Annotated in this window: 13 protein-coding genes; 6 read left to right on the forward strand and 7 right to left on the reverse strand. The window is 55.4% G+C overall.

Annotated features, from left to right (window positions below):
• Window positions 1-11: 11 nt before the first annotated feature.
• The 3 genes from ACMGGM_RS15575 to ACMGGM_RS15585 are packed head-to-tail and all read right to left on the reverse strand — an operon-like array spanning window position 12 to window position 3,427.
• Entirely contained in the window at window positions 12-1,079 is a 1,068-nt protein-coding gene (locus ACMGGM_RS15575) for a Gfo/Idh/MocA family protein (RefSeq protein WP_023336687.1), read from the reverse strand.
• A complete protein-coding gene (locus ACMGGM_RS15580; RefSeq protein WP_023338948.1) occupies window positions 1,076-2,260 on the reverse strand; it encodes a Gfo/Idh/MocA family protein in 1,185 nt (394 codons plus the stop codon). The genes ACMGGM_RS15575 and ACMGGM_RS15580 overlap by 4 nt, the downstream gene beginning before the upstream one ends.
• 15 nt (window positions 2,261-2,275) lie before the next feature.
• A complete protein-coding gene (locus ACMGGM_RS15585; protein WP_248228037.1) occupies window positions 2,276-3,427 on the reverse strand; it encodes a Gfo/Idh/MocA family protein in 1,152 nt (383 codons plus the stop codon).
• 193 nt (window positions 3,428-3,620) lie between these two features.
• Between ACMGGM_RS15585 and ACMGGM_RS15590 the strand changes: the two genes are divergently transcribed.
• Entirely contained in the window at window positions 3,621-4,679 is a 1,059-nt protein-coding gene (locus ACMGGM_RS15590; RefSeq protein ID WP_176260914.1) for a LacI family DNA-binding transcriptional regulator, read from the forward strand.
• Here the strand turns inward: ACMGGM_RS15590 and msrA are convergent, their stop codons facing one another.
• Window positions 4,680-5,321 (reverse strand): peptide-methionine (S)-S-oxide reductase MsrA, encoded by a 642-nt coding sequence (gene msrA, locus ACMGGM_RS15595; RefSeq protein ID WP_023336688.1) that lies wholly within the window; start codon window positions 5,319-5,321, stop codon window positions 4,680-4,682.
• 224 nt (window positions 5,322-5,545) lie between these two features.
• Here msrA and tamA point away from each other — a divergent pair, with 224 nt between their 5' ends.
• From tamA to ACMGGM_RS15610, 3 genes are read left to right on the forward strand one after another with little or no spacing between them, the layout of a single operon-like run.
• Window positions 5,546-7,279, forward strand: a complete 1,734-nt coding sequence (gene tamA, locus ACMGGM_RS15600; RefSeq protein ID WP_014882265.1) for an autotransporter assembly complex protein TamA — start codon at window positions 5,546-5,548, stop codon at window positions 7,277-7,279.
• On the forward strand, window positions 7,276-11,052 hold the full coding sequence (gene tamB, locus ACMGGM_RS15605) for an autotransporter assembly complex protein TamB (RefSeq protein ID WP_248235084.1): 3,777 nt from the start codon (window positions 7,276-7,278) through the stop codon (window positions 11,050-11,052). Before tamA ends, tamB begins: the two co-directional genes overlap by 4 nt.
• Before the next feature lie 2 nt (window positions 11,053-11,054).
• Window positions 11,055-11,399, forward strand: coding sequence for a gamma-glutamylcyclotransferase (locus ACMGGM_RS15610; protein WP_014882267.1), 345 nt, complete (start codon window positions 11,055-11,057; stop codon window positions 11,397-11,399).
• 315 nt (window positions 11,400-11,714) lie between these two features.
• On the opposite strand, the gene ACMGGM_RS15615 is transcribed toward ACMGGM_RS15610, so the two are convergent.
• The 3 genes from ACMGGM_RS15615 to ppa form a co-directional block, all read right to left on the reverse strand.
• Window positions 11,715-12,185 (reverse strand): hypothetical protein, encoded by a 471-nt coding sequence (locus ACMGGM_RS15615; protein ID WP_023336692.1) that lies wholly within the window; start codon window positions 12,183-12,185, stop codon window positions 11,715-11,717.
• The gene (locus ACMGGM_RS15620) at window positions 12,182-12,766 is read right to left on the reverse strand and encodes a hypothetical protein (RefSeq protein ID WP_014882270.1); all 585 of its coding nucleotides are present in this window, start codon (window positions 12,764-12,766) and stop codon (window positions 12,182-12,184) included. Before ACMGGM_RS15620 ends, ACMGGM_RS15615 begins: the two co-directional genes overlap by 4 nt.
• Window positions 12,767-12,982: 216 nt before the next feature.
• Window positions 12,983-13,513, reverse strand: a complete 531-nt coding sequence (gene ppa, locus ACMGGM_RS15625) for an inorganic diphosphatase (RefSeq protein ID WP_008501423.1) — start codon at window positions 13,511-13,513, stop codon at window positions 12,983-12,985.
• A gap of 309 nt (window positions 13,514-13,822) precedes the next feature.
• On the opposite strand from ppa, the gene ytfQ reads away from it, so the two are divergent.
• Both ytfQ and ytfR read left to right on the forward strand, forming a co-directional pair.
• Window positions 13,823-14,779 carry a galactofuranose ABC transporter substrate-binding protein YtfQ gene (gene ytfQ, locus ACMGGM_RS15630; protein ID WP_014882271.1) on the forward strand — a complete coding sequence of 319 codons (957 nt, stop codon included), beginning with the start codon at window positions 13,823-13,825 and terminating at the stop codon, window positions 14,777-14,779.
• 102 nt (window positions 14,780-14,881) lie between these two features.
• Window positions 14,882-16,384: a galactofuranose ABC transporter, ATP-binding protein YtfR gene (gene ytfR, locus ACMGGM_RS15635; RefSeq protein ID WP_045134407.1), complete on the forward strand. Its 1,503-nt coding sequence runs from the start codon at window positions 14,882-14,884 to the stop codon at window positions 16,382-16,384.
• The last annotated feature ends 2 nt before the right edge of the window (window positions 16,385-16,386 follow it).

Raw genomic sequence — 16,386 nt, forward strand, 5'->3', positions numbered from 1 at the left:
GTTGCCTCCCGTTATGCCGTCGCGTTGGCCAGCATCTGAGCCTTTACGCAAAGCTCCGCCGCCTTGAAGGCGTGCGCCTGCGTCATGGCGTTTTCGGTCCGGTGCAGGCAGTCGAGGATCAGTTCACCAAAGAACGGGAACCCGACCTGCCCGGCGACGGGATAACGGAATTCTCCCTCCTTGTTCACCAGGTAAACCACATCCTGCTCGCCGCGGGTTAAATCGACATATTTGCGGATTTCGATATAGCCTTCGGTGCCGAGCAGGGTCAGACGACCGTCGCCCCACGTTGACAGCCCGTCTGGCGTAAACCAGTCGCAGCGGAAATAGCCGCTGGCACCGTTTTCCCCTTTCAGCATCGCGTCGCCGAAATCTTCGAAGGCGGGATACTGCGGGTGTTTAACGTTGCGAACCTGGCTTGCCACCACCGAGGCGTCGCTGTTGCCGGTATAAAAAAGGAACTGCTCAATCTGGTGGCTGCCGATGTCGCAGAGAATGCCGCCGAAGTCGCGACGATCGTAGAACCACTCCGGACGACCGCTCCCTTCCCGGTGCGGACCGGTTCCCAGGGTTTGCACGACGCGGCCAATCGCGCCCTGCTGCACCAGCTGTCCGGCAAAGACCGCGCTCTCTACGTGCAGACGCTCGCTGTAATACACCGCGTATTTCTTCCCGGTTTGCGCCACCATTGCTTTGGCATCGGCCAGCTGTTCAAGGGTGGTGAGCGGCGCTTTATCCGTGAAATAGTCCTTACCCGCGGCCATCGCTTTCAGCCCCAGTGCACAGCGCCCGGACGGGATGGCGGCACCCGCCACCAGGCGCACCTCGTCGTCGTTGAGTATCACGTCCAGCGACGCCGCCACGTGGGCCTGCGGATATTGCTGGATGAATTTATCCACCTTCGCCGGATCGGGGTCGTACACCCATTTCAGCGTGGCGCCGGCTTCAATCAGGCCGTTGCACATGCCGTAAATATGACCGTGGTCGAGTGCGGCAGCGGCAAAAACAAATTCACCTTCTCGGACAACCGGCTGCGGTTTACCTACCGGGGCGTAGTTCATTCCGTCTTTCTTGTTCATGATGACATTCCTCGATCCAGATCTTTTCCCAGGGGGATGGCACCGACTTCGCTGAAGTTGGCCACGCTTGCGGACTTCTCATAAAAACGGGGGGCGAGGGCGTTCGTCCCGCCGGTACGGTAAAACGGGTCATCGCGCTGAATCGGCAGCGGGACGACGGTGCGGGTAATGGCTGATTTATAAATTGCGGTAATCAGTTCGAGGGAACGCTTGCCCTGCAGACCATCCACTAACGGTGCCGTGCCGTGCTCAATGGCATAAAGCAGGTCGTTAATCTGCCCGTTGTGTAGCGTCCATTCGAGTTTGCGGGTGTCGTGAAAAACCGCGTTGAGTTGCGCTTCTCGCGGCAGATCGTGGCTTTCCTGTGGGAAGCCGTTATCGGCGCTGACGCTGGCAAAGGCCTGCCACGGCGCGGAGATACGCGCTTTATCGCCCTGAATGATGATTTTCTGATCTTCCCCGTGGTGCACCACCGAGGCGGTAAGCTGCGTGAGCGCGCCGTTCGGGTATTTGAAGATCGCGGCGCTGAGGTCTTCCACCTCGGCATTGTCGTGCGCCACGTTGGTCATCATTGCCACGACCTCCGACGGGAAGCCGAGCATCCACTGGATGGCGTCGATATGATGTACCGCGTGGTTAAGCGTGCAGCCACCTCCCTCTTTTTCCCAGGTGCCACGCCACCACAGATCGTAATAGCAGTGTCCGCGCCACCAGAACGAATCCACCTGCGCATGGCAGATTTTTCCCGCGAGGCCGGAATCCAGTGCGGCTTTTAAGCGCCAGAAAGCATCGGTAAAGCGGTTCTGAGCGATGATGGAGAGCGTTTTACCGCTGGCCTGCTGTGTGGCGATCATCGCGTCGCACTCTTCCAGCGAGGCGGCCATCGGTTTTTCGCACAGCACATGGCACCCCGCGCGCAGGGCATCAATGCTGATCTCCGCGTGAACATAGGGCGGCGTACAGACATCGACGATATCCACATCGGGCTCTGACGCCAGCATCTGCTGGTGGCTTGCGTACACGCGGGCATCCGTCAGGCCGTAGCGTGCTTTTTTCTCGTGGGCTTTTTCCGGGTAGATATCGACCAGCGCGACGATCCGGCAACGCTGACCAAACTGCAAATAGCCCTGAATATGGTTATGCGAGATATTCCCTGTTCCCACGATAGCGACATTTAACATCGTGTTTCTCCGCTGTTACCAGGTGCCAGAGGCGTCCAGCGTGATGCTGGCGGTCTCTTTAGCCACTGAGGTGCTAATACGCTGCTGAAGCAGGCGCAGATACTGTTTCTCATTGAGCGGCAGGTCGACCCAGTCGTCTGTCCAGGTGGAGAGGTGCATGGCGTTGGAAAGCGTAAGCCCGCGGATCCCTTCCAGACCCGGGGCGATCAGCGGCTCGCCGCGCAAAATGGCGGCCGAGAAATTGGCGGTAATAACGTGATGTTCGCTGCATTCCGGGGCGACGGGGATGGAGACCTCCCAGCATTCGGGTTCACCAAAACCGTTTTGCCAGCGGGCGTTGAAGGCGGTTTCGGATTCACGTAACCGCCAGTAGCGCAGTTTCCCCTCTTCGACGACCACCTTGCCGCGGTCGCCAACGATTTCCAGGCGGTTGGTCCCCGGTGTTTCCGCGACGGTAGTGATAAACACGCCCGTCGCGCCATTGGCGTACTCCGCATAGGCGGTGACCTCGTCTTCCACTTCGATATCGCGATGTTTGCCGAACTGGCAAAACGCGCGCAGACGGACCGGCATGCCGACCAGCCACTGCCAGAGATCGAGCTGATGCGGATCCTGGTTGAGCAAGACGCCGCCACCTTCCCCTTTCCAGGTGGCGCGCCAGCCGCTGGAGTTGTAGTAGCTCTGCGAGCGATACCAGTTGGTGATGATCCAGTTGGAGCGGCGGATCTCGCCCAGCTCACCGCTGTCGATAAGGTCTTTTACCTTCTGATAGAGCGGGTTCGGGCGTTGGTTGTACATGATGCCAAACACCACGTCGCAGTCCCGGGCGCAGGTGTTCATCTCCTGCACCTGCGCCGTGTATACCCCCGCCGGTTTTTCACACAGGGTGTGAATGCCGTTGCGCATCGCCAGCATCGACAGGCGCGGATGCTCGTAGTGCGGCGTCGCGACAATCACCGCGTCGATAAGCCCGCTCTGGATCATCTCCTGGGCGTCACTGAACACGGGGAGATTGCCGACCAGCTGGCGAATGGCCGGGTGCTTTTCCGGTGCATTATCGCAAACCGCCGTCAGGCACGCGTCGCTGACCGTACCCGCCAGTAAATAGCACGCGTGGACCGTGCCGATATTACCTATTCCAATAATGCCAAAACGTACCTTCTCCATGTCACACCTTAATTTCTGTTGAAAAGAAGTGATGACCGGAAAATAGGAAAGGCGAGCCGCAGCGACAATGTGTTTTTGTGAGAATACTCGCAAGGTGATTAAGTAATCTCCAGGCTTTCTGAAATTTGGTTTTAAAATCAAAAGGCTGTTTCTGCAAATATTTGCAAAAACTGAATGAGAGCGAGGTCACACTATGCCGGGCAGGTTAAAAATGGAGGAGATTGCGGCCCTGACGGGCTATTCCGTCAGTACGGTATCTCGGGTATTAAGCGGCAAATCGTATACCAGCGATAAAGCCCGGGAGGCGATCGTTCGTACTGCCAGAGAATTAGGCGTACTGGAGTCCATGGCGAGCGGCAGACTGTTAATTAACGGTATCGCTGTTTTTGCGCCAGAAAGAACCTTTCAGGGACGTGGCGATATTTTTTATCTGGAAGTCACAAAAGGGATTACTGAAGCCTGCGCGCGGCACAATGTGTGGGTGAGCTGCTGTGGATTAGAAGAACAGCACGCCGACGTGAAATTATTTATGGAAAAGGCCAGTCAGAAGAATATTAACGCGATAATTATTATTGGGACTGATGATTCCATCATATTTAAACTGGCGAGCACGTTAAATAAGCCCTGCGTGTTAATTAATTCCGTTGACCGGGATCGGGAGCTTGATGCCGTGTCACCCGATCACCGGGCGATTGGGTTTACCGCCATGCAGTATCTTTTTGAGCAGGGACATCGGCGTGTGCTCACGCTCACCTGCCTGCGGCGAGAAACGCTTTACGCGCGTCTGGACGGCATTAAAGAGGCGTACCGCCATTTTCACGTGGGCTTTGATCCCCAGCGTGATTTGCTCGTGACGGAGTGGTTTACCGCCGAAGAGGCTGAGCGGGCTCTGGATGCGTGGCTGATGAGCCATGATAGATCGCAGTGGCCGGAGGTGATTTTCCCGAACAGCACCAGCATGGTGGAAGGGGTGGTCAGGGCGTTAACCCGACACGGGCTGCGCGTTCCGGAAGATATTTCACTGATAACGACCGATTTTGCATGGAACCTGGCGCACCGTCTGGAAAAACCGGTCACGGGCGTGACGGTGCCCTGTCGGGAGCTGGGGATTGAAGCCGTTCACCTGCTGCAAACGCGGCTTAACCGACCGCAGGCGCCGGTCTTTAACCTGCTGTTGCAGGGAAAAGTGATGGATTACGGCTCGGTCTGTAATGCAACGCGCCACGCGGCTCGCGTGGCGCTGGAACGGTGATCAGGCCAGCTGAGGCGGCAGGCAGACGCCGATGCCTCCGATACCGCAGTAGCCGTACGGGTTTTTGTGCAGGTACTGCTGATGATCGTCCTCGGCATAGTAGAACGGTTTCGCGGTGGTGATTTCGGTTGTCACGTCACGCGTATCGCCCGCTTCCCGCATGGCCTGCTGGAAACGCTCAAGGCTGGCGCGGGCGGCAGCATCCTGCTCAGGCGTGAGCGGATAAATGGCCGAGCGGTACTGTGTGCCGTGGTCGTTGCCCTGACGCATACCCTGCGCCGGATCGTGGTTTTCCCAGAAAACCTGCAGAAGCTGCTCGTAGCGAATCACCGCAGGGTCGTACACCACGCGAACCGCTTCCGCATGGCCGGTCTCGCCGGAGCAGACTTCGCGGTAGGTTGGGTTAGGCGTGTAGCCGCCGGTGTAGCCAGCAGCGGTGCTGTATACGCCGGGCAGCTGCCAGAAGAGGCGCTCAACGCCCCAGAAGCAGCCCATGGCGAACAGGGCGATCTCCATTCCATCCGGCACGTTAGTCATCGAATGGCCATTCACGGCGTGTAAGGTCGCCACAGGCATAGGGGTGTTGCGTCCCGGTAATGCATCAGCTTGTGAAACCAGATGCTTTTTGTCGAATAAACTCACGATGGGGCCTCCCGGGGTGCGATGTTTCGGTTAAGGTTGTCACGACGCGTTTAATTGAACACAATAAATGCGCTGAATGAGTCTAGATTTAATCATAAGAAATATTTGGGTGTTACACCCATTTTCAACCCGTGATGTGGGTTTTTGGCTAACAGGCCGTATTTTGCCGCGGAGCGGCACTGCATTTGCTTCCAGGGTGGAAACAGGGATATTCAGGAGAAAACGTGACAAAAATCCGCCAGTTATGTTTGGTCAGTGTGTTGCTGACAAGCGGGGTTGCCAGCGCGGCGAATGTCCGTTTGCAGGTTGAGGGGCTTTCCGGGGCGCTGGAAAAAAACGTGCGTGCGCAGCTGTCGACCATCGAGAGTGATGAGGTGACGCCGGACCGGCGTTTTCGCGCGCGCGTGGATGACGCGATCCGTGAAGGGCTGAAAGCGCTGGGTTATTACGAACCCACCATTGATTTCGATCTCCGTCCGCCGCCAAAGAAGGGGCGTCAGGTGCTTATTGCCCGCGTCTCGGCGGGGGAGCCGGTACGGATTGGTGGCACGAACGTCGTCCTGCGCGGCGGGGCGCGTACCGACCGGGATTACCTGGATCTGCTCAGCACGCGGCCGAAAATCGGCACCGTGCTTAACCATGGCGATTACGACCATTTCAAAAAAGAGCTGACGAGCGTTTCCCTGCGTAAGGGCTACTTTGACAGCCAGTTCAACAAAAGCCAGCTGGGCATCGCGCTGGCGCGACGCCAGGCCTTCTGGGACATCGACTACGACAGCGGGGAGCGCTACCGCTTTGGCGACGTGACGTTTGAAGGTTCGCAAATTCGTGAAGAGTACCTGCAAAACCTCGTGCCGTTTAAAAAAGGCGACTACTACCAGTCGAGCGACCTGGCGGAGCTAAACCGTCGTCTCTCCGCCACCGGCTGGTTTAACTCGGTGGTTGTCGCGCCGGAATTTGATAAGTCTCGCAAAACCAAGGTGTTGCCGCTGCATGGCGTTGTCTCGCCGCGCACCGAGAACACCATTGAGACCGGTGTTGGCTATTCGACCGACGTCGGCCCGCGCGTGAAGGCCACCTGGAAAAAGCCGTGGATGAACTCATACGGCCACAGCCTGACGACCAGCGCCAGTATCTCTGCACCGGAGCAGCAGCTTGATTTCAGCTATAAAATGCCGCTGCTGAAAAATCCGCTTGAGCAGTACTATCTTGTCCAGGGGGGCTTTAAGCGCACCGACCTGAACGATACAGAGTCCGATTCCACCACGCTTGCGGTATCCCGCTACTGGGATCTCTCCAGCGGCTGGCAGCGCGCCATTAACCTGCGCTGGAGCCTGGACCACTTTACCCAGGCCAACGTCACCAACACCACCATGCTCCTCTATCCTGGGGTGATGATCAGCCGCACCCGCTCGCGCGGCGGCCTGATGCCAACCTGGGGGGATTCCCAGCGTTACTCCATCGATTACTCCAACACGATGTGGGGTTCTGACGTGGATTTCTCGGTGATTCAGGCGCAAAACGTCTGGATCCGCACGCTGTATGACAAACACCGCTTTGTCATGCGCGGCAACCTCGGCTGGATTGAAACCGGCGATTTCGACAAAGTCCCGCCGGACCTGCGTTTCTTCGCCGGGGGCGACCGCAGCATCCGCGGCTACAAATACAAATCTATCGCGCCTAAAGACGATGACGGCAAGCTGATCGGGGCCTCCAAGCTGGCCACTGGCTCGCTGGAGTACCAGTACAACGTCAGCGGAAAATGGTGGGGTGCCATGTTCGTTGATGGCGGCGAGGCGGTGAGCGATATCCGCCGCAGCGACTTTAAAACTGGCGCAGGTGTAGGCGTGCGCTGGCAGTCACCGGTCGGGCCCATCAAGCTTGATTTCGCCGTTCCGGTCGGCGACAAAGAAGAACATGGATTACAGTTTTACATCGGTCTGGGGCCTGAATTATGAGTTTATGGAAGAAAATAAGCCTCGGGGTGCTGATTTTTATCGTGCTGCTGCTCGGTACGGTGGCGTTTCTGGTGGGGACGACGACCGGGCTGCATCTGCTGTTTAACGCGGCGAACCGCTGGGTGCCGGGGCTGGAGATAGGTCAGGTGACCGGCGGCTGGCGCGACCTGCGTCTGAAGAATATCCGCTATGAGCAGCCGGGCGTGGCGGTAAATGCCGGGGAATTTCACCTCGCGGTGAAGCTGGGCTGTCTGCGTGACAGCAAGCTGTGCGTTAACGATCTGTCGCTAAAAGACGTTAACGTGGCGATAGATTCGAAGAAAATGCCGCCGTCTGCGTCGGTGGAAGAAGAGGATAGCGGCCCGCTGAATCTCTCCACGCCGTACCCGATTGCGCTCTATCGGGTGGCGCTCGATAACGTCAATATTAAAATCGACGACACCACCGTTTCCGTCATGGATTTCACCTCCGGCCTGCGCTGGCAGGAGAAAAACCTGACCCTGACGCCAACCTCACTGCAGGGCTTGCTGATCGCGCTGCCGAAAGTGGCCGAGGTGGCGCAGGAAGAGATCGTCGAGCCGAAGATCCAGAATCCGCAGCCGGAAGAAAAGCCGCTGGGTGAAACGCTGAAGGATCTCTTCTCGAAGCCTGTTCTGCCGGAAATGACTGACGTTCATCTGCCGCTGAACCTCAATATTGAGGAGTTCAAAGGTGAGCAGCTACGCCTGACCGGCGATACCGACCTGACCGTCTACAACATGCTGCTGAAAGTCAGCAGCATTGACGGCAACATGAAGCTCGACGCGCTGGATATCGACACCAACAAGGGGTCGGTGAATGCGTCTGGTAACGCCCTGCTGCGCGACAACTGGCCGGTGGATATCACGCTGAACAGCGCGCTCAACATCGACCCGCTGAAGGGCGAAAAAGTGAAGGTCAAAGTGGGTGGGGCGCTGCGCGATAAGCTGGACGTCGGGGTCAATCTCTCCGGCCCGGTGGACATGGTTCTGCGCGCGCAGACTCAGCTGGCTGAAGCCGGGCTGCCGCTCAATCTTGAGGTCGTCAGCAAGCAGCTTTACTGGCCGTTCACCGGCGAAAAACAGTTCCAGGCCGATGACCTGAAGCTGAAGCTGAGCGGCAAGATGACTGACTACACGCTCTCGTTCCACACGGCGGTGAAGGGGCAGGGCGTACCGCCCGCGAACATCACGCTGGATGCGAAGGGCAACGAACAACAGGTCAACCTCGACAAGCTGACCGTCGCGGCGCTGGAAGGGAAAACGGAGCTGACCGCGCTGCTCGACTGGCAGCAGGCGATCAGCTGGCGGGGCGAACTGAAGCTGACGGGTATCAACACCGCCAAAGAGGTGCCGGACTGGCCGTCGAAGCTGGACGGGCTGATCAAAACGCGCGGTAGCCTGTACGGCGGTACGTGGCAGATGGACGTGCCGGAGATCAAGCTCACCGGTAACGTGAAGCAGAACAAAGTGAATGTTGAAGGCTCGGTGAAAGGCAACAGCTACCTGCAGTGGGTGATCCCGGGTCTGCACGTCGCGCTGGGGCGCAACACGGCGGATATCAAAGGCGAGCTGGGGGTAAAAGATCTCAATCTTGATGCCACCATCGACGCGCCGAACCTGGATAACGCCCTGCCGGGCCTGGGCGGAACGGCGAAAGGGTTAGTGAAAGTGCGCGGTACGGTCGACGCGCCACAGCTCCTTGCGGATATCACCGCCAATAATCTGCGCTGGCAGGAACTGAGCGTTGCTCGCGTCCGCGTGGAAGGAGATGTGAAATCCACCGATCAGATCGGCGGTAACCTGAACCTGCGCGTGGAGCGCATTTCTCAGCCGGACGTGAACATTAACCTGGTCACCCTGGACGCCAAAGGGAACGAAAAACAGCATGACCTCCAGCTACGCGTGCAGGGTGAGCCGGTTTCCGGGCAGCTTCACCTGACCGGCAGCTTCGACCGCAAAGCGGAGCGCTGGAAAGGGACGCTGGACAATACCCGTTTCAACACGCCGGTGGGGCCGCTGGCGTTGTCACGTTCTCTCTCGCTGGACTACCGTAATGCTGAACAAAAGATCGCTATTGGGCCGCACTGCTGGATCAACCCGAATGCAGAGCTGTGCGTGCCGCAGACCATCGATGCGGGCGCGGCAGGGCACGCGCAGGTAAACCTCAACCGCTTTGATCTGGCGATGCTGAAACCGTTTATGCCGGACACCACGCAGGCCAGCGGCGTCTTCAGCGGGAAAGCCGATGTCGCCTGGGATACGACCAAAGAGGGGCTGCCGCAGGGTAGCGTCACGCTTTCGGGCCGTAACGTGAAGGTGACGCAGGAGGTGAATGATGCGTCGCTCCCGGTGGCATTCGATACCCTCAACCTGAGCGCAGACCTGCATAACAACCGTGCTGAGCTGGGGTGGCTGATCCGTCTTACTAACAACGGTCAGCTTGACGGACAGGTACAAATTACCGATCCGCAAGGACGGCGTAATCTGGGCGGCAACGTCAATATCCGTAACTTCAACCTGGCGATGGTGAACCCGATATTCGCCCGCGGGGAGAAAGCCGAGGGTATGCTGAACGCCAACCTGCGTCTGGGCGGCAACGCGCAAAGCCCGCAGCTATTCGGTCAGATGCGCCTCAGCGGCGTGGACATCGACGGCAACTTTATGCCGTTTGATATGCAGCCCAGCCAGATTGCGATGAACTTCAACGGCATGAGCTCGACCCTGAGCGGTTCGGTGTTAACGCAGCAGGGGCAAATCAACCTGAGCGGTGACGCGGACTGGAGCCAGCTCGATAACTGGCGTGCCCGCATCGCGGCCAAAGGCAGCAAGGTGCGCATTACCGTACCGCCAATGGTGCGCCTGGATGTCTCGCCGGATGTGGTCTTTGAGGCGACGCCAAGCCTCTTCACCCTGGACGGGCGCGTCGACGTGCCGTGGGCGCGTATTGTGGTTCACGAGGTTCCGGAAAGCGCCGTCGGTGTCTCAAGTGATGAAGTTATGCTCAATGAAAATCTGAAACCTGTCGAACAGAAGAGCGCTGGCATACCGATTAATAGTAACCTTATCGTACACGTGGGGAATAACGTGCGGTTGGATGCGTTTGGGCTGAAGGCGAGGCTCACGGGCGATCTGAAAGTGGCCCAGGATAAACAAGGGCTTGGCCTGAACGGGCAGATCAATATTCCTGAAGGGCGTTTCCATGCCTATGGTCAGGATCTGATTGTGCGTAAGGGCGAGCTGCTGTTCTCCGGTCCACCGGATCAGCCTCTGTTGAACATCGAAGCGATTCGTAACCCTGAAGCGACGGAAAACGACGTCATTGCAGGCGTACGCGTCACCGGCTCTGCCGACGAACCGAAGGCGGAGATCTTCTCTGACCCGGCGATGTCGCAGCAGGAAGCCCTCTCTTACCTGCTGCGTGGACAGGGTCTGGACAGCGGTCAGAGCGACAGTGCGGCGATGACCTCAATGTTAGTCGGCCTGGGGGTTGCACAAAGTGGGCAGGTTGTGGGTAAAATCGGCGAGACGTTCGGCGTAAGCAATCTGGCGCTGGACACCCAGGGCGTGGGTGACTCCTCGCAGGTGGTGGTCAGTGGCTATGTACTGCCGGGTCTGCAGGTAAAATACGGTGTGGGTATCTTTGACTCACTGGCAACACTCACGCTACGCTATCGCCTGATGCCTAAGCTATATCTGGAAGCAGTGTCCGGCGTAGACCAGGCACTTGATCTGCTCTATCAGTTTGAGTTTTAGCAATGCGAATATTTGTCTACGGCAGTTTACGAACCAAGCAAGGCAACAGTCACTGGATGACCAATGCCCTGCTGCTGGGGAATTACAATATCGAAAATTACCAGTTGTACAGCCTGGGCCACTATCCAGGCGCGGTTCCCGGCGAAGGAACAGTACAGGGTGAAGTTTATCGTATTGATAATGCTACACTTGCCGAACTTGATGCCTTGCGCACCAGGGGCGGTGAATACGCTCGCCAGTTGATCCAGACGCCGTACGGAAGTGCGTGGATGTATGTCTACCAGCGTCCGGTCGATGGGTTAACGCGGATTGTAAGCGGTAACTGGTTAGACAGAGACCAGTACTGAAAAACGACAACGCCACCGGAAGGTGGCGTTGTTTTTTTACTCTTTCAATTATCTTCTGTATTACGGCGTCTGGTTAAGAACAGAGGAACGAACAGCATGACGTACGGGGCAATAATCCATAAAAAACACAAGGCGCGTGAACGGCCATAGTAGTTTATGCACCGCGTATTGCTTGAAATGACGGGCAGGAAAAACAGTAAAAACAGCAGAATCGCATAATCGCTTCGATAAGGGATCCATAAGTAAAACAAAAACCAGGCAAGCTGGAATGTTATGATGCAGAGATACTGCCATTTGCTGTCTTTGCCGTAACAGTCAAACGCCTTTATGTAACCCATCTTTATGCTTTGAAGAAAGAAACTTAGCATGTATAACGCTCACGATCGCGACGGTCAGGAGTGTGCTCGTCAGCAACGCCCCTAAAAAATAGCTGTGGGTGATATCAGTAGCACCCGAGCCTAAAGTATGCAATTTACTATATCCTCTCTCTACTGCAACAAAAAGTGTATATAGCCCGATGTTGATACAGAACTGAAGTAGACAAGAAGCGACGATATTTTTGGGAATTCTTTTTAATAACATAAGTGATGCGTAGATAATACTTGCTGAAAGAGCAAAATAGAGTCCGTTAAATAAACTTGATAGTAAGGCGATATTAACTTCATTGAAGACTAAATTATCGCTTCCATAGTACCATGCCAGGTATTCAACATACGTGCTTCTGCCAAAGATAAAGGCAGCAATAATAAGGATGAATAGACTCAAGATATGGCTTTTCTTACTCATAATTTTGCTCCCTTAGAAAGCAGTTCCTTCATTGTTTTACCAGCTTCCAGCTGATCTTTGATTATGGCAAGGTCACGAGTATTGTGGTTATACTTTGCAATAGCGGTTGGCGTACCTTTACCACCATTGTCCATAAAGAAGACAATATCCTTACGACCATAAAGAAGTACCTGTGGGATGGGATCACGCCCATAACTCACTGCTTGCGGAAGGGAGTGAATAGACTCTGTCGTGAGGAAGCGAGGAATGCTTTCATGCTCAATATTGCCTAAAGGTGTAGTGGCAACAAGGGAGCCGATAAAATCGGTCGTATACACTAACGCATCGGTATCTTTAGTCGTGACTTTTGAACCCGTAAGATATTTTATCTGTTGCCAAAGGGTAATATCTTTTGGGATTACTTTTATACCATCCATAAACATATCTTGCTTACGTTTTAGCTGAATGACTGTACGATGCACCTGTGTCAAAGAGGGGCTTATTTCCCCAATAGAAGGCATAAGTCCATCGCGGGAATACAGTCGTTCAATGATAAAATAAATTCCAGTTGGGCGGGCAACATCAATGTTAATGGATGACATATGAATCCTGTTATGAATGGGGATTAATGATCATCATGACAGTATGTTATTAATTTCCATGCTATTCAACCACTCCCACCATAAATGATAGGGTGTCCTTTTTTTAAGAATATACAAGATAAAAGAAATGGGATTTATCTTAAAAACTCATGTGGTGCTTTTAACTAATCCATAAAAAAGCCCCGACTCGCGGGGCCTTCATTATCAGCGTAAGAATTACTTCTTAGCCGCGCGCTCGAAAGAGGCGATGATTTCTGCTTTCGCCGCTTCTGCGTTGTCCCAGCCGTCAACTTTAACCCACTTGCCTTTTTCGAGGTCTTTGTAGTGCTCGAAGAAGTGAGTGATCTGCGCTTTCAGCAGTTCTGGCAGGTCGTTCACATCTTTAATGTGATCGTACTCTTTGCTCAGCTTGGTGTGCGGTACTGCAACCAGCTTCGCATCTTCACCGGATTCGTCGGTCATTTTCAGCACGCCAACTGGACGGCAGCGAATGACTGCGCCTGGCTGCAGCGGGTATGGCGTTGGGACCAGTACGTCAACCGGGTCACCGTCCAGAGACAGGGTGTGGTTGATGTAACCGTAGTTGCATGGATAGAACATCGCGGTAGACATGAAACGGTCTACGAACAGGGCGCCGCTCTCTTTGTCCACTTCGTATTTGATCGGATCTGCGTTTGCCGGGATTTCGATAACTACGTAGATGTCTTCTGGCAGTTCTTTACCCGCTGGGACGTTGAGTAAGCTCATGTCGGTGTCCTTTAAAATGGATGGTAAACAAGTGGCAGGTATTATAGCCAACTCACGCTGAATGTCTCCGCCTGTTTTCGCATTCTCTCCCCGCCAGCACCACTTTTCAGACCGATTCCATGACAGAAAAATCCATAAACTCAGCCGCATTTTTAATGGTGAAATGAAAGCGATTACAAACTTGTGATTAACGTTTTATTCACTTTTCCGAAGTGTGATGTAACGCAATTCGTTACATATTTCATTGGCTATAGTCATTTCGCAGAACATCTTTTAACCAACAATAAACACCCCTACGAGGACGCTCATATGTGGAAGCGCTTACTTCTTGTCACAGCAGTTTCGGCAGCCATGTCGTCTATGGCGATGGCCGCCCCTTTAACCGTAGGTTTTTCGCAAGTTGGCTCTGAATCCGGCTGGCGTGCGGCAGAAACCAACGTTGCGAAAAGCGAGGCTCAGAAACGCGGCATCACGCTGAAAATCGCAGATGGTCAGCAAAAGCAGGAAAACCAGATCAAAGCCGTGCGCTCATTTATTGCTCAGGGCGTGGATGCCATCTTTATCGCGCCAGTGGTGGCGACCGGCTGGGAACCGGTTCTAAAAGAAGCCAAAGATGCTGAGATTCCGGTCTTTCTGCTCGATCGTTCCATCGACGTTAAAGACAAATCTCTCTATATGACCACCGTGACGGCCAACAACGTGCTTGAAGGGCAATTAATTGGCGACTGGCTGGTAAAACAGGTCGACGGCAAGCCGTGTAACGTCGTTGAACTGCAGGGCACCGTGGGGGCGAGCGTGGCTATCGACCGTAAGAAGGGTTTTGCTGAGGCCATCGCGAAAGCGCCAAACATCAAGATTATCCGCTCTCAGTCCGGCGACTTTACCCGCAGTAAAGGTAAAGAGGTCATGGAGAGCTTTATTAAAGCGGAAAACAACGGCAAGAACATCTGCATGGTTTACGCCCATAACGATGACATGGTGATCGGTGCGATTCAGGCGATTAAAGAAGCGGGCCTGAAGCCGGGCAAAGATATCCTCACCGGCTCTATCGACGGTGTGCCGGATATCTACAAAGCGATGATCGACGGCGAAGCCAATGCCAGCGTAGAACTGACGCCAAATATGGCGGGTCCGGCATTTGATGCGCTGGAGAAATTCAAGAAAGACGGCACGATGCCTGAGAAGGTGACCGTCACCAAGTCCACGCTCTACCTGCCGGATACGGCGAAAGAAGAGTTAGAGAAGAAGAAAAACATGGGCTACTAAGCCAGTGAAATTGCCGGGTGGCGCTGCGCTTGCCCGGCCTACGATACGCTCTTTTGTAGGCCGGATAAGCGTAGCGCCACCCGGCTTGATGTAGGGGGAACCATGACCACTGAACAGCACCAGGAAATCCTCCGCACAGAGGGCTTAAGCAAATTTTTCCCGGGTGTAAAAGCGCTGGATAACGTTGATTTCAGCCTGCGGCGCGGTGAAATTATGGCGCTGCTGGGCGAGAACGGCGCGGGAAAATCGACGCTGATTAAATCTCTGACCGGCGTTTATCACGCCGACCGCGGCACCATCTGGCTGGAAGGCAACGCCATTTCGCCAAAAAATACCGCCCATGCTCAACAGCTTGGGATTGGGACGGTCTACCAGGAAGTGAACCTGCTGCCAAATATGTCGGTGGCGGATAACCTGTTTATTGGTCGTGAACCAAGACGTTTTGGCCTGCTGCGGCGCAAAGAGATGGAAGCGCGGGCGACGAAACTGATGGAATCCTACGGCTTCTCCCTCGACGTTCGCGAGCCGCTGAACCGGTTTTCCGTCGCGATGCAGCAGATCGTCGCCATTTGCCGCGCGATCGATCTCTCCGCGAAGGTGCTGATCCTCGACGAACCTACTGCCAGCCTCGATACCCAGGAAGTCGAGATGCTCTTTACCCTGATGCGCCAGCTGCGCGATCAGGGCGTCAGCCTGATCTTCGTCACACACTTCCTCGATCAGGTGTATGAAGTGAGCGATCGCATTACCGTACTGCGTAACGGCAGCTTTGTCGGCTGCCGTGAAACCCGCGAGCTGCCGCAGATTGAGCTGGTCAAAATGATGCTGGGCCGTGAGCTGGAGACCAATGCGCTCCAGCGCGCAGGGCGCACGCTGCTGAGCGAAAAACCGGTGGCCGCGTTCAGCGATTACGGCAAAAAAGGGATCATCTCACCGTTTAACCTCGAAGTGCGCCCCGGCGAAATTGTCGGGCTGGCGGGGCTGCTAGGGTCAGGCCGGACCGAAACCGCCGAGGTGATCTTCGGCATCAAGCCTGCGGACAGCGGTACCGCGTTGATCAAAGGTAAACCGCAAACCCTGCGATCGCCGCATCAGGCCTCCTGTCTGGGAGTGGGGTTCTGCCCGGAAGACAGGAAAACAGACGGCATTATTGCCGCCGCCTCGGTGCGGGAAAATATCATTCTGGCGCTACAGGCGCAGCGCGGATGGCTGCGTCCAATTCCGCGTAAAGAGCAAAACGCCATTGCCGAGCGCTTTATTCGCCAGCTGGGTATTCGTACGCCGAGCGCGGAACAGCCGATCGAATTTCTCTCCGGCGGTAACCAGCAGAAAGTGCTGCTGTCACGCTGGCTGCTGACCAAACCGCAGTTCCTGATCCTGGATGAACCCACGCGCGGCATTGACGTTGGCGCGCACGCCGAAATTATCCGGCTTATCGAAACGCTGTGTGCCGACGGGCTGGCGCTGCTGGTCATTTCGTCCGAGCTGGAAGAGCTGGTGGGGTATGCCGATCGCGTGATCATCATGCGCGATCGCAAACAGGTGGCTGAGATCCCGCTGGATAAGCTGTCCGTTCCGGCGATCATGAATGCCATCGCGGCATAAGG

This window comes from Enterobacter sp. BNK-14, assembly GCF_047456095.1.
In the GTDB taxonomy this organism is placed as follows: domain Bacteria; phylum Pseudomonadota; class Gammaproteobacteria; order Enterobacterales; family Enterobacteriaceae; genus Enterobacter; species Enterobacter kobei.